This window comes from Aestuariimicrobium sp. G57 (assembly GCF_050110855.1).
Lineage (GTDB): Bacteria > Actinomycetota > Actinomycetes > Propionibacteriales > Propionibacteriaceae > Aestuariimicrobium.
In genome coordinates, this window is record NZ_JBNINW010000003.1 from 359,254 (window position 1) to 371,882 (window position 12,629).

Sequence of the window (12,629 nt, forward strand, 5' to 3'; positions counted from 1 at the left end):
TCACCGGTCGCGCTTCCACAGCCGCTGGATGCGCTTGCCCGAGTGGTGCCCGAACGAGGCCCGTACTTTCCACAGCGCCTTGGCCACGGTGAAATCTGCTGGCTCGGTGATCTTCATGCCCATGTGTGACCCGGGCACGATCACCACCGTGTGGCCCAGGGCCTCGACGATCGAGGCGTCGTCGGTGAAGGGCTCACCGCTGCCGGCAGCGTGGTTGTGGGCCTTCGCGACGATGTCGAGCGCGAAGCCCTGCGGGGTCTGGACGGCGCGCAGTCGCTCACGGTCGACCACGGTGCTCGACTGCTCGTCCTCACTGATCATCCGGATCGTGTCGCGCACCGGCACGGCCGGCAGCACCGCTGCCGCGCCACCGCGCACGTGGTTGATGACGTCCTCGACCACATAGGCGGGCACCATCGGGCGCACGGCATCGTGGATCAGCACGACCCCTGCCCGGCCCAGCACCGGGTCGGCCTGCACCGCCTTGAGCCCGTTGTGCACCGATTGCTGTCGGTTGGCCCCACCCGTGGTGATCGTGATGGGGATCGGGGAGCCCGCCAGGTGGGCCCGCACCTGCCCTTCGAGGTCAGGCTTGACCACCACCACGGCATGGGTGCAGCCACCGGCCGCCATCGCCTCGACCGACATGTAGATCACGGCCCGGTTGGTGAGCTTGAGCATGGTCTTCGGGGTCGGGCCGCCGTAACGGGTGCCCAGCCCGGCGGCCACGATGATGGCGACAACGGGTTCTTTCTGCACGCGCCGATTATTCCACCGGACGACGCCCGCGCGGGCATGGCAGCGCCACGGGGACGCGTGGCGGCGCCACCGGACCCGGGTGGCGGCAGTGAAGAACCCGCCCCGCTCGCGATCTGCGAGGCGGGACGGGTTCGTAGAATTCCAGCTATTGGTGTGCGAACCGCTGCCAGGAGTACCTGGTCAGGAGGCGAGCACCTCGTCGAGCAGCACTTCTGCGCGCTCTTCCTCAACCTTCTCGGCGAGTGCGAGTTCCGAGACGAGGATCTGGCGAGCCTTCGCCAGCATCCGCTTCTCACCCGCGGACAGCCCGCGGTCCTTCTCACGCCGCCAGAGGTCGCGGACGACCTCAGCCACCTTGAGCACGTTGCCCGAGTGCAGCTTCTCGAGATTTGCCTTGTACCGACGCGACCAGTTGGTCGGTTCCTCCGCATGGGGCGCACGAAGCACGCTGAACACGCGCTCGAGACCTTGTGCATCAACGACGTCGCGGACACCCACGAGGTCGAGGTTGCAAGCGGGGACACGCACCACCAGGTCGTTCTGACCGATGATCCTCAGTACAAGGTAGAGCTTGTCCTCCCCCTTGATCTGGCGGGTTTCAATGTCTTCGATGACTGCCGCCCCATGATTGGGATAGACCACCGTTTCGCCGACCGTGAACGTCATGAGCTAATACCCCTTTCGGGTGCCAATTCTAGCACGACTCGCCGGAGTAGTCCCATCTGTTCGCGCTAGCCAGACGCCACTGGCACCCTTGACACGGCCGCACTTGTGTGCCCCCGCCCAGACCCGCAAACCGTCCACCTGAGTGCCGGGCGTGCCCAAGCAGCGGTGTTTTCGCTAGTCTACCCGTGACGCGGCGTCGCCGGTCGCTGCCCCTGCGCGAGCGGGGCACCGCACGAGAGGGAGTTGCACATGGTCACCACACGTATCCGCACCGTCGCGGCTGCGGCGAGCCTGGCTGCGGTCGTCGCCCTGGGTGGCTGCGTCAGCACCTTCACGGCCCAGCCGTACACCCCCGGGGTGGGTGTGAATGCCGACGCCGGCCAGGTGAAGGCCCGCGCCCTGGTGCTGGTGCTCGACGGCCAGAGTGCCCACCTGACGGGTTCGATCGTCAGCACCGAGGCCGACACGCTCACCTCGGTCAAGGGCACGGCGCAGGATTCGTCCTTCAACGACCTCGGCGCGCTGACCTTCCCTGACGCGCGGGTGGCGATCCCGTCGAACAAGCTGGTGCCGCTCACGCCGCAGAACCTCGTGGCCACCTCGCCCGACCTGAAGGCTGGACTCACCGCCAAGCTCACCCTGACGTTCGACAAGAGCGGCACCACGACCGTGGTCGTGCCGATCGTCTCAAACGAGAACCCCGACTACACCCCGCAGCCGACCAACTCCTGAGCTGGTCGGCACCCCCCTTGGGCCTCAGCCCTCGAACTTGTAGCCCAACCCCCGCACGGTGACCACGAGCACCGGGTTGGCCGGGTCATCCTCGATCTTTGAGCGCAGCCGCTTGATGTGCACGTCGAGGGTCTTGGTGTCACCGACGTAGTCGGCCCCCCAGATGCGATCAATGAGTTGGCCGCGGGTCATCACGCGTCCGGCATTGCGCAGCAGCAGTTCGAGCAGTTCGAACTCCTTCAGCGCCAGGCGCACCGGCGAGCCGTTGACCGACACCTCGTGGCGTTCCACGTCGACGCGCACACCGTTGCCCTCGACGACATCCGGGGCCAGGTCGGAATCGGTGCCGCGGCGCAGCACCGCACGGATGCGGGCCACCAGCTCGCGGTGGCTGAACGGCTTGGTGACGTAGTCATCGGCGCCGAGTTCGAGACCCACGACCTTGTCGACCTCGGAGTCGCGGGCGGTGACCATGATCACGGCGACGTTGCGTCGTTGGCGCAGCAACCTGCACACCTCGGTGCCCGGCATACCGGGCATCATCAGGTCGAGCAGCACCAGGTCGGCGCCGTTGCGGTCGAACTCCGCGAGGCCGGTGGCACCATCCTCGGCCTCGGCCACCTCGAAGCCCTCACGCCTCAGCATGAAGGCGGTCGCCTCGCGGTACGACTGCTCGTCCTCGATGATCAGGATCCTGGCCATTCCTTCTCCCCTTGCCGCGCTCAACCGCGGGGCGCCACGGTGGCGCCCCGGCGTTCGTCGGCCTCTGCGGTGACATACGGCAGCCGCAACGTGAACGTGGAGCCCTGCCCCGGCAGGCTCCAGACGTTCACGGTACCGCCATGGATCGCCGCGATGTGCTTCACGATGGACAATCCGAGGCCCGTGCCGCCGCTACGGCGCGACCGGGCGTAGTCGACGCGGTAGAACCGCTCGAAGATGCGCTGCTGTTCCTCGGGCTTGATACCGATGCCGTTGTCAGCGACCGCGATCTCGACGTAGTCGTCGCCCGAATCGCTGACCTTGCGGTAGCTGATGGCCACCCGACTGCCCTCATCGGAATACACGATGCCGTTCTGCAACAGGTTGGCCACGGCATCGGTGATGCGCACAGGATCGCACTCGACCTCGAGTTCCACGTCGCCGGTGGTCGCGATGCTCACGTGGCGCTGCACCGCCAGTTCGCGGGAACGGTCAATCGCGGCCTCGACAATGTCTGCCACGGGCACCAGGTCGCGCCCGATCTGCGGGTCGCTCGACTGCAGCCGCGACAACTCGATGATCTGGCTGACCAGGTCGGCAAGGCGGTTCGACTCCTTCGACAGTCGCGCAGCAAAGTGCTGCACCGCCTCGGGATCGTCGGCGGCCTCGCCCACGGCCTCGGCCAGCAGCGCGATCGCGCCAATGGGCGTCTTGAGCTCGTGCGAGACATTGGCCACGAAGTCGCGACGGGTTTCATCGACGCGCAGCAGTGGCGTGCGGTCCTCGATCAGCACGACCACGACTCCCCCACCCAACGGCGCCACGCGCACGGTCAGGTGCAGCACCGGGGCACCGGCACCCCGGCTGAGTTCGAGGTCGGTGGTCGCCGCAGTTGCGGACGCACGGCAGGCACGCACCAGTTCGAGCACCTGGGGCTGGGCGATGCGGTCGCCCTTCACCAGCCCGTTCGAGCGCGCCGCGGCATTGGACTGGATGACCTCGTCATGCGGCCCCACCGCCATGCCGCCGGACTTGAGCATGCCGATCATGGCGATGAGTTGTGGGTGCACTTCGCCATAGCGGGCCACAGTCGCCCGCCGGGCCCTGCTGCGCCGTACCCCTGCGACGATGGCCCAGGTGCCGAAGCCCACGATGAGTCCGATGCCGAGCCCGAGCCAGAAGTTCACGGGCACAGTGTATTGCCGAAGACCCACTGCGCGGACCGACTGATTCCGTCCGGGTCGCCGGCCACGAGCACGGCGCACGCGCCCACAGCCCACTGATTCAGGTGTTGTTCACCATCCGTTCACCGTGGCAGCACCACGGCGACGCCGGACCCCCATAGGTTTGGCCACAGTCTGCCCCTGCGTCCCCTGGGGCCGACTGGCCACGATGTAGCATGAACTGTTCGGCGACGTTGCCTCGTCGCCCGTGACACTGAGCGAAGGAATGCTGATGAGCAGCGAACAGAAGCCGATGCGGGAGAACTACCGCGAAGAGCTGGACTCCGTCATCACCTCTCTGGTCGACATGACCGACCTGGTTCAGACCGCCCTCAAGGACGCCACCCGTGCGCTGCTGGGGGCCGACCTCACCGTGGCCGAGCAGGTGATCTCGAACGATGCCAGGATCGATGCGATGCACGACGACGTCGAGCACCGTGCCTTCGTGCTGCTGGCCCGTCAGGCTCCTGTCGCCGGCGAGCTGCGCACCGTCGTCGCGGCCATGCGCATGACGTTCGAGCTGGCCCGCATGGGCGACCTGGCCGCGCACGTCGCCAAGATCGCCCGCCTGCGCTACCCCGAGCACACCGTTCCCGAAGAGCTGGTGCCGAACTTCGAGCGGATGGCCGAACTGGGCGGCGAGATGATTGCCACTGCGAGCGCCACCCTGTCGGAGCGCAACACGGCCGGCGCCCTGAAGCTGGCCGACGAGGACGAAGAGATGGACCAGCTGCGCCGCGACCAGTTCAAGGTGCTGCTGGGCGACGGCTGGGCCCATGGCGTCGAGGCCGCCGTCGACGTGGCCCTGCTGGGCCGCTACTACGAGCGCATCGCCGACCACGCCGTCGCGCTGGGCCGCCGCATCGTGCTGGTGCTCACCGGCGAGGCCCCCGAGGGCGCCAACTGGCCCAACACCTTCTGAGCCGTCCCCACACGCACAAGACCCCCGCAGCAGCGCTGCGGGGGTCTTGTGCGTGTGCGTCAGGCGCCGAGGCTCACTTCTTGCCCTGGTTCTTGACGGCCTCGATCGAGGCGGCAGCGGCCTCGGGGTCGAGGTAGCGTCCGCCCGGGGTCACGGGGGCGAAGTTGTCGTCCAGCTCGTAGTACAGCGGCACACCCGTCGGGATGTTCAGCCCGGCGATGTCGTCGTCACTGATGCCGTCCAGGTGCTTCACCAGCGCACGCAGCGAGTTGCCGTGGGCGGCCACCAGCACCACCTTGCCGTCAGACAGGTCGGGCTTCACGTCCGATTCCCAGTACGGCAGCATGCGGGCCACGACGTCCTTGAGGCATTCGGTCAGCGGGCGCTCGTCGGCCGGGATGTCGGCATAGCGGGCGTCGTTGTACTGCGAGAACTCGTTGTCGACGTCGATCGGCGGCGGCGGCACGTCGTAGCTGCGGCGCCACTGCATGAACTGCTCCTCGCCGAACTGCTCACGGATTTCGGTCTTGTTCAGGCCCTGCAGCTTGCCGTAGTGGCGCTCGTTCAGGCGCCAGCTGCGCTTGACGGGAATCCAGTGCCGGTCGCAGCCGTCGAGGGCGATGTAGGCGGTGTGGATGGCGCGACGCAGCAGCGAGGTGTGCACCACATCGGGCAGCAGACCCTCGGCCTTCAGCAGCTCGGCTGCCTTCTCGGCCTCGCCGGCACCCTTCTCGTTGATGTCGACGTCCACCCAGCCGGTGAACAGGTTCTTGGCGTTCCATTCGCTCTCGCCGTGGCGGAGCAGGATCAACTTCGAGGTCATGGCGGGAGTCTATCGAGCCCATCCCCGGCGCGCGGACACAGGCTGGGACATAGGCTGGCAGGCATGCCCGACCGTCCCGAGCGCAGCCGAGCAACCATCCGCAGCCGCATCATCACCGTGGTGATCCTGCTGACGGCGTTCGCACTGGCCGTGTCGGGATTCACGCTGTTCGCCCTGCAGCAGTCCCAGGCCGTGAGCCGCGTCGACAGCTACCTCACCCGTGTCGAGCAGGAGCTGAAGATCCTTGCACAGACGGGCATCGACCCCGCCACCGGCGAACGGTTCACGGGTCCGTCCGAGGTGCTGCGCACCTTTCTGGAACGCAACGTGCTGGGTCCTGCCGAGGGGCAGGTCGCCGTGGTCGAGGGGCAGGTGCGCTGGGTGTCGCGTGAGGGGGTGCCGCTGCGCCCCGAGGACGATGCCGAACTCATGGACGCGTTGCTGCCGTTGGCGGGCCGTGAGGTCGTCAGCCGGGGCCGGTTGCAGACCGGCCGGGGCACCTTCGCCTACCTGGTGGTGCCGGTCAGGTTCACCGGCGTGAACCAGCAGACCGCCAGCGAGGGTGCGCTGATCCATGTGCACGACCTGAGCCAGGAACAGCAACAGATCGACCAGATGTTGCGCCAGTATGCGGCCGTCGCCCTCGGGGCGCTCGCCCTGGTCTCGGTGTTGATCTGGCTGTTCGTGGGCCGCCTGCTGCGTCCCATCGAACAACTGCGCAAGACCACCACAGCCATCGGCGAGGACGACCTAACCACACGAATCCCCGTGCTGACGAGGGACGACCTGGGTGGGCTCACCGCCAGCATCAACGGCATGCTCGACCGGGTGCAGCGCTCGGTCGACGGGCAACGCAAGCTGCTCGACGACGTCGGCCACGAGCTGCGCACGCCCATCACCATCGTGCGCGGGCACCTCGAACTGGTCGATGCGGCCGACCCGGACGACGTGGCCAGCACCAGGTCGTTGGCCCTCGACGAGCTCGACCGCATGGGCCAGTTGGTCGACGACCTGCTGCTGCTGGCCAGGGCTGACCGTCCTGACTTCATCCAGCCCGGCTGGACCGACCTCGCCATGCTGCTTGATTCGACGTTCGAGAAGGCCCGGGCCCTGGGTGCCCGCACGTGGCGGATCGAGGGCATGGCGCCGGGTGAGTTCTGGCTCGACCAGGTGCGCATCACCCAGGCCTGGCTGCAGCTGGCCGCCAATGCGGTCAAGTACTCCGAGCCCGGTTCAGCGATCGGGCTGGGCACCGCCGTCACGCGGGGCGAACTGCGGTTGTGGGTGCACGACGAGGGCGTCGGCATCGCCGCGGACGAACTCGACCTCGTGCGGCAGCGGTTCGCACGGGGCAGCGGCGCTGCGCGACGGGCTGAGGGCGTCGGCCTCGGGCTCAGTATCGTGGAGTCCATCGCGGCCGGGCACCATGGCCAGCTGCGCATTGACAGCACCGAGGGCGTCGGGTCGACCTTCACGATCGCGCTGCCCGCCGGGGCCGGCCCCGCGCAGTCCGACGACGAAGAACCTGACGATGAAGAACCTGGCGATGAAGAACCTGGCGATGAAGACCCTGGCGATGCCGGCCCGGACGAGGAGAGGACCCATGAGCACGATCCTGATCATCGAGGACGAGGCGCGGATCGCGAGCTTCATCGCGAAGGGGCTGACGGCCGCCGGGTTCACCAGCCATTCCACAACCTCTGGCCTGGAGGGCGTCGCCCTCGCGGTGCACGGAAACTTTGACCTGGTCATCCTCGACGTCGGCCTGCCGGATGTTGACGGGTTCGAGGTGCTCGAGAAGCTGCGCGGCCAGGGGGTGGCGGCGCCCGTGATCATGCTGACGGCGCGCAGCTCGGTAACCGACCGGGTGGCCGGCCTCGAGGGCGGGGCCGACGACTACATGTCCAAACCGTTCAGCTTCGAAGAGCTGCTGGCTCGCGTGAAGTTGCGGCTGCGCAGCTCGTCCGGATCGTCAACTGCAGACGCCGCCAGCGCGACGACGCTCAGCCACAACGGGCTGACCCTCGACTACCGCACCCGTCGCGCCGACGTCGACGGTCGCACGGTCGACCTGTCGGCCCGCGAGTTCGCGCTCGCCGAGACGTTCCTGCGGCACCCGAACCAGGTGTTCAGCCGCGAGCAGTTGCTCTCGAACGTGTGGGGTTACGACTTCGACCCCAGCTCGAACGTGGTCGACGTATACGTGCGCTACCTGCGCAAGAAGCTGGGCGCCGAGCGGTTCGAGACCGTGCGCGGCATGGGTTACCGACTGGTCTGAGACCCTTTCAGGAGTTCAGTCGTCGTCGTCCGGCTCTTCGGCCTCGTCGTCATCATCATCGTCGTCGTCAGCGGTGTAGACGGGCTTGGGGGGTGCCTGGGTGACCTTGCGGGCGGTGGTGCGGGTGGCCTTCGGGCGGGGTGCCTGGGTGGTGTGCTGGGCCGTCGTCTGGTGGGTGGTCGTCTGCTGGGTGGTCGTCTGCTGGGCGGTCGTGCTGGACGGGTCGCTGCTCGTGGCCGCCGGGGTGCTGGCGCCCGGGGAGGGGTCAGTGCTGCCGTCGTCCGGGGCCACGGTGATGGCCGGTCGCGGCGTCGCGCCACCCACGGTGATGGCCGGGTTGTTCGGCTGCTGGTTGTTGCCCGAGGCGGCCGCGAGCCAGACACCGCTGCCGACCACCACCAGTCCCGCCACCAGTGCTGCGATCCAGCCCCACGACCTGGTCATGTCCCACACCCCGTCCCATCGGCGCTGTTCGTCAGCGCTCCACTGGCTCCATTCGAGCAGCCGTGGATGAGGCCTTCAGGACCAGCAGATGAGAGCTCTCTCATCTGGCACTGTCGTCCCCGGTTGGCTGTCCTAGGAGTTGGCTGTCCTAGGATCGGTGCCATGAGCAACGATGTCACCGCGTCCGTGCAGCCCATCGCCCTCGTGACCGGGGCCTCGTCCGGTATCGGTGCCGCCACGGCCCGTTGGCTGGCAGGCCACGGCTACCGGGTCATCGTCACCGCACGCCGCCGCGAGCAACTGCAACACCTGGCCGATGAGTTGGGCGCGCAGGTGGTCGTCGCCGACCTCACCAGCCCGGACGACGTGAGCCGGCTCACCGCCGAGGTGGGGCCGCGACTCGATGTGCTGGTCAACAACGCGGGTGGCGCCTTCGGGCAGGACCCCCTGGCGACGACCGACCTGGCTGACTGGCAGCGCATGTTCGAGCTCAATGTCATCGCCACCGCCCGCGTCACCCAGCAACTGCTCGACCCGCTCGAAGCCGCCCGGGGCTGCATCATCTTCGTGACGTCGACCGCAGCCGATGCCGCCTATGAGGGTGGCGGCGGCTACAACGGCGCCAAGGCGGCCGAACGCATGATGACCGGCGCCCTGCGTCTCGAAATTGTCGACCGGCCCATCCGGGTGTGCGAGGTCAGCCCCGGCATGGTGCGCACCGATGAGTTCTCGCTCACCCGGTTCGAGGGCGACCAGTCGCGCGCCGACGCCGTCTATGCCGGGGTCGACGAACCGCTGGTCGCCGAGGACATCGCCGAATGCATCGGCTGGATCGCCACCCGGCCGGCGCATGTGAACATCGACCGCATGGTCGTGCGGCCCCGTGCCCAGGCCGCGAACCACAAGGTCCACCGGCGTCCGTCATGAGCGCCGCGGCCCCCGAACTTGCCGACCGGCACGCCAGCATCACAGACCCTCATGGCATCACCGCGCGTCGTCCGGGTTGGTCGGTCTCGCTGGTGCCGGCGCTGCTGGTCTCGCTGTCGGGGTTCTTGCTGTTCGCGCTCGAATGGTCGGTCGCCGGGTACGTGGCCATGGCGCTCGGCATCGGGCTGTGCATCTGGCTCGACCGGGTGCTGCTGCGTGACCTGCTGCTGATCTGTGTCGGGCTCGTCATCGTCTCGACCGTCTCGGTGCGGGCGAACGTCGCGTGGGGCAATGTCGTGCTGCTGGGCACGGTGCTGACGATGGCGGTGGCAGTCCCCTACCTGATGTCGCGGTTCGGTTACGGCGACCATGCGGTGCGGTTCCAGTGGCTCTCGGGCGAGCGGTGGAACCGGCGCATGATTGCCTACCTGGTCGCGGTGCCGGTGATCGGCTGGTTCGCGCTGCCGGCCTATTTCGTGCGCAGCGGCACCTATCTGAACTGGCCGCCGCTTGCTGACTGGACCGAGGTCGTCCGGTTCTTCGTGGGCGTGAACTACATGGGTTCGTGGGACGAGTTCTTCTTCATCTGCACGATCTTTGCCCTGCTGTCGCGCCACTTCTCGTTCTGGCATGCCAACGTGTTGCAGGCGATCATCTTCGTCAGCTTTCTGTGGGAGCTCGGCTACCAGTCCTGGGGGCCACTGCTCACGGCACCCTTCGCGCTGCTGCAGGCCTACCTGTTCATGAAGACGCGCTCGCTGCTCTATGTGTTGTGCGTGCACCTGCTGTTCGATGCGGTGGTCTTCCTGGCCATCGTCCACGCCCGTTACCCCGACCGACTGCCCATCTTCTGGTACTAGCAGCGCCCGCACGCCGCTGCGGGCGCCCCCTTGTCCGGGGACGCCCGCAGCGGACTTCGTTGCAGCAGCCGGGGTTCAGTTCAGCTCGATGAGCGCCTGCCCACCCTGAACAGCCTGACCCGGCTTCACCAGGATCGCACCCACCGTGCCCTCGTGCGGGGCAGTGATCTCGGTCTCCATCTTCATGGCCTCGAGCACCAGCAGCACGGCGCCGGCGTCGAAGGCGTCGCCCTCTTTCACCAGGATGCGCGCCACCGACCCGGCCAGCGGTGCGACCACGGCGTTGGCGCTCGCAGCGGGCATCGACGCAGTGGTCGGCGCCGCCACATTGCTGGTGGCACCACCACCGATGATGATGGCCCCGGGACGCTGGCGTTCCTCTTCGGCGACCTCGACCTCGACCTCGTACTCGGTGCCGTTGACGGTCAATTTCAGTTGCATGACTTCCTCTTCTCGATCACCGGACGTGCAGGACTTGGCGGTTGTGGACCCGTTCGCGGCCTTCCTGGGTCCAGGCGCTGGACTGGCGGAAACGGACGGCCTTCACCGTGGCCTTGTGGCCCAGGTAGGCCGCCACGGCGGCGGCGATGACGATGATGTCCTCCTCGGGAATGCGCTGGTTCTTCTTGAGCGCCCGCACCTGGCTCTCGAGGTCGGCGATCCTGGCCGTGAGGCCGTCCAGCTTCTCGCCCAGTTGCAGCAGCAGCTCGTTGTCTGACATGTCAGCTCCGATCACGCAGGGCCGAGGCCGTGCTTCTTGGACGGCCGCAGCTCACGCTTGCTGGCGAGCAGTTCGAGGGCAGTGGCGATCTCACGGCGTGTGTCGGCGGGGTCGATGATGTCGTCGACCAGGCCGCGGGAGGCCGCGACATACGGCGTCGAGAACGTCTCGCGGTATTCCTCGACGAGCTCGGCACGGCGGACCTCAGGATCGTCCGCGTTCTGGATCTCGCGCTTGAACACGACACCTGCGGCACCCTCGGCACCCATCACGGCGATCTCGGCCGTCGGCCAGGCGAACACCTTGTCAGCGCCAAGGTCCTTCGAGCACATCGCCAGGTAGGCGCCGCCGTAGGCCTTGCGCATCACCACAGTGATCTTCGGCACGGTGGCGGCCGAATAGGCGTACAGCATCTTGGCGCCGTGGCGGATGATGCCGTTGTGTTCCTGGGCGACACCGGGCAGGAATCCGGGGACGTCGACCAGGTTCACCACCGGGATGTTGAAGGCATTGCAGAACCGCACGAACTTGCTGGCCTTGTCAGAGGAGTCGATGTCGAGCACGCCCGACATCACCGAGGGCTGGTTGGCGATGATGCCGACCGTGCGGCCCACCACTCGTCCAAAGCCCACCACGATGTTCATGGCCCAGCCGGCCTGCACCTCGAGGAAGTCACCGCGGTCGACGATTTCGGCGATCACGTCGCGCACGTCGTAGCCCTTGCGACCGTCGGTGGGCAGGATCTCGCGGACCTTCTCGTTCGGCGCCACGTCGTAGTCGGGGTCGACAATCGGCGCGTCCTCGGTGTTGTTCTGCGGCAGGAAGCTCAGCAGCTTCTGCGCGATCAGCAGTGCCTGGTCATCATCGTCGGCGACGAAGTGGACGACGCCCGAGCGCTGCATGTGGGCGTCGGCACCGCCGAGGTCCTCGGCCGTGACCTCTTCACCCGTGACCTGCTTGATCACGCCCGGGCCGGTGATGAACATCTGGGCCTTGCGGGTCTGGATGATGAAGTCGGTCAGCGCCGGGGAGTACGCGGCACCACCGGCGCACGGGCCGGCGATGATCGAGATCTGCGGCACCGAGCCCGACAGCAGCACGTTCTGGTAGAAGACCTTGCCATAGCCGGACAGGGAGTCAATGCCCTCTTGCACGCGGGCGCCGCCCGAGTCGTTGATGAAGACGAACGGTGTGCCGGTCTTCTGGGCCGAAGCCATGGTCTCGGCGACCTTCACCGAATGGGCCTCGCCGGCCGAGCCACCCACGACCGTGAAATCCTGGCTGGCCAGGTGGACGGGGCGGCCGAACACAGCGCCGGTGCCCGTCACGACACCGTCGGCTGGCATGTCCGCCTTGTCCATGCCGAACGTGGTGGTGCGATTGCGCCGGAACGCGCCGGTTTCCTGGAAGGTGCCCTCGTCCAGGAAGACGTCAATGCGCTCACGCGCGGTCATCTTGCCCTGGGCTCGTTGCTTGTCGAGCTTCGCCTCTCCGCCGCCGAGTTCGATCTTCTCGCGGGTTTCACGCAGTGTGTCCAGGCGTTCTTCCATGGTGTGGACGATGTCTGCCATG

15 protein-coding genes are annotated in these 12,629 nt (G+C 67.4%); 6 read left to right on the forward strand and 9 right to left on the reverse strand.

Annotated features, from left to right (window positions below):
* Together ispD and ACQCX5_RS08755 are read right to left on the reverse strand one after the other, a co-directional pair.
* Complete coding sequence (gene ispD, locus ACQCX5_RS08750; protein ID WP_434541644.1) at positions 1-759, reverse strand: 2-C-methyl-D-erythritol 4-phosphate cytidylyltransferase; 759 nt, start codon at positions 757-759, stop codon at positions 1-3.
* A gap of 180 nt (positions 760-939) precedes the next feature.
* A complete protein-coding gene (locus ACQCX5_RS08755) occupies positions 940-1,425 on the reverse strand; it encodes a CarD family transcriptional regulator (protein ID WP_434541645.1) in 486 nt (161 codons plus the stop codon).
* 249 nt (positions 1,426-1,674) lie between these two features.
* Between ACQCX5_RS08755 and ACQCX5_RS08760 the strand changes: the two genes are divergently transcribed.
* Positions 1,675-2,157 (forward strand): hypothetical protein, encoded by a 483-nt coding sequence (locus ACQCX5_RS08760; protein ID WP_434541646.1) that lies wholly within the window; start codon positions 1,675-1,677, stop codon positions 2,155-2,157.
* Positions 2,158-2,181: 24 nt separating this feature from the next.
* On the opposite strand, the gene ACQCX5_RS08765 is transcribed toward ACQCX5_RS08760, so the two are convergent.
* Positions 2,182-2,859, reverse strand: coding sequence for a response regulator transcription factor (locus ACQCX5_RS08765; RefSeq protein WP_434541647.1), 678 nt, complete (start codon positions 2,857-2,859; stop codon positions 2,182-2,184).
* A 20-nt stretch (positions 2,860-2,879) separates the two neighbouring features.
* Positions 2,880-4,046, reverse strand: a complete 1,167-nt coding sequence (locus ACQCX5_RS08770) for a sensor histidine kinase (RefSeq protein ID WP_434541648.1) — start codon at positions 4,044-4,046, stop codon at positions 2,880-2,882.
* A 289-nt stretch (positions 4,047-4,335) separates the two neighbouring features.
* On the opposite strand from ACQCX5_RS08770, the gene phoU reads away from it, so the two are divergent.
* Positions 4,336-5,004: a phosphate signaling complex protein PhoU gene (phoU, locus tag ACQCX5_RS08775; protein WP_434541898.1), complete on the forward strand. Its 669-nt coding sequence runs from the start codon at positions 4,336-4,338 to the stop codon at positions 5,002-5,004.
* Between the two features lie 73 nt (positions 5,005-5,077).
* Here phoU and ACQCX5_RS08780 read toward each other — a convergent pair whose 3' ends face one another.
* Positions 5,078-5,827: a phosphoglyceromutase gene (locus ACQCX5_RS08780; protein WP_434541649.1), complete on the reverse strand. Its 750-nt coding sequence runs from the start codon at positions 5,825-5,827 to the stop codon at positions 5,078-5,080.
* 63 nt (positions 5,828-5,890) lie between these two features.
* Here ACQCX5_RS08780 and ACQCX5_RS08785 point away from each other — a divergent pair, with 63 nt between their 5' ends.
* Both ACQCX5_RS08785 and ACQCX5_RS08790 read left to right on the forward strand, forming a co-directional pair.
* Positions 5,891-7,570, forward strand: coding sequence for a sensor histidine kinase (locus ACQCX5_RS08785; RefSeq protein ID WP_434541650.1), 1,680 nt, complete (start codon positions 5,891-5,893; stop codon positions 7,568-7,570).
* On the forward strand, positions 7,491-8,105 hold the full coding sequence (locus tag ACQCX5_RS08790) for a response regulator transcription factor (protein WP_434541899.1): 615 nt from the start codon (positions 7,491-7,493) through the stop codon (positions 8,103-8,105). The genes ACQCX5_RS08785 and ACQCX5_RS08790 overlap by 80 nt, the downstream gene beginning before the upstream one ends.
* Positions 8,106-8,120: 15 nt before the next feature.
* Here ACQCX5_RS08790 and ACQCX5_RS08795 read toward each other — a convergent pair whose 3' ends face one another.
* Entirely contained in the window at positions 8,121-8,549 is a 429-nt protein-coding gene (locus tag ACQCX5_RS08795; protein WP_434541651.1) for a hypothetical protein, read from the reverse strand.
* Between the two features lie 186 nt (positions 8,550-8,735).
* Here ACQCX5_RS08795 and ACQCX5_RS08800 point away from each other — a divergent pair, with 186 nt between their 5' ends.
* Together ACQCX5_RS08800 and ACQCX5_RS08805 are read left to right on the forward strand one after the other, a co-directional pair.
* Positions 8,736-9,476 (forward strand): SDR family NAD(P)-dependent oxidoreductase, encoded by a 741-nt coding sequence (locus ACQCX5_RS08800; RefSeq protein WP_434541900.1) that lies wholly within the window; start codon positions 8,736-8,738, stop codon positions 9,474-9,476.
* Positions 9,473-10,336, forward strand: a complete 864-nt coding sequence (locus ACQCX5_RS08805) for a CPBP family intramembrane glutamic endopeptidase (protein WP_434541652.1) — start codon at positions 9,473-9,475, stop codon at positions 10,334-10,336. The genes ACQCX5_RS08800 and ACQCX5_RS08805 overlap by 4 nt, the downstream gene beginning before the upstream one ends.
* A 75-nt stretch (positions 10,337-10,411) precedes the next feature.
* Here the strand turns inward: ACQCX5_RS08805 and ACQCX5_RS08810 are convergent, their stop codons facing one another.
* From ACQCX5_RS08810 to ACQCX5_RS08820, 3 genes are read right to left on the reverse strand one after another with little or no spacing between them, the layout of a single operon-like run.
* Positions 10,412-10,777 (reverse strand): biotin/lipoyl-containing protein, encoded by a 366-nt coding sequence (locus ACQCX5_RS08810; RefSeq protein WP_434541653.1) that lies wholly within the window; start codon positions 10,775-10,777, stop codon positions 10,412-10,414.
* A gap of 16 nt (positions 10,778-10,793) precedes the next feature.
* Complete coding sequence (locus tag ACQCX5_RS08815; RefSeq protein ID WP_434541654.1) at positions 10,794-11,057, reverse strand: hypothetical protein; 264 nt, start codon at positions 11,055-11,057, stop codon at positions 10,794-10,796.
* 11 nt (positions 11,058-11,068) lie between these two features.
* Positions 11,069-12,628: an acyl-CoA carboxylase subunit beta gene (locus ACQCX5_RS08820; RefSeq protein WP_434541655.1), complete on the reverse strand. Its 1,560-nt coding sequence runs from the start codon at positions 12,626-12,628 to the stop codon at positions 11,069-11,071.
* Position 12,629 lies beyond the last annotated feature (1 nt).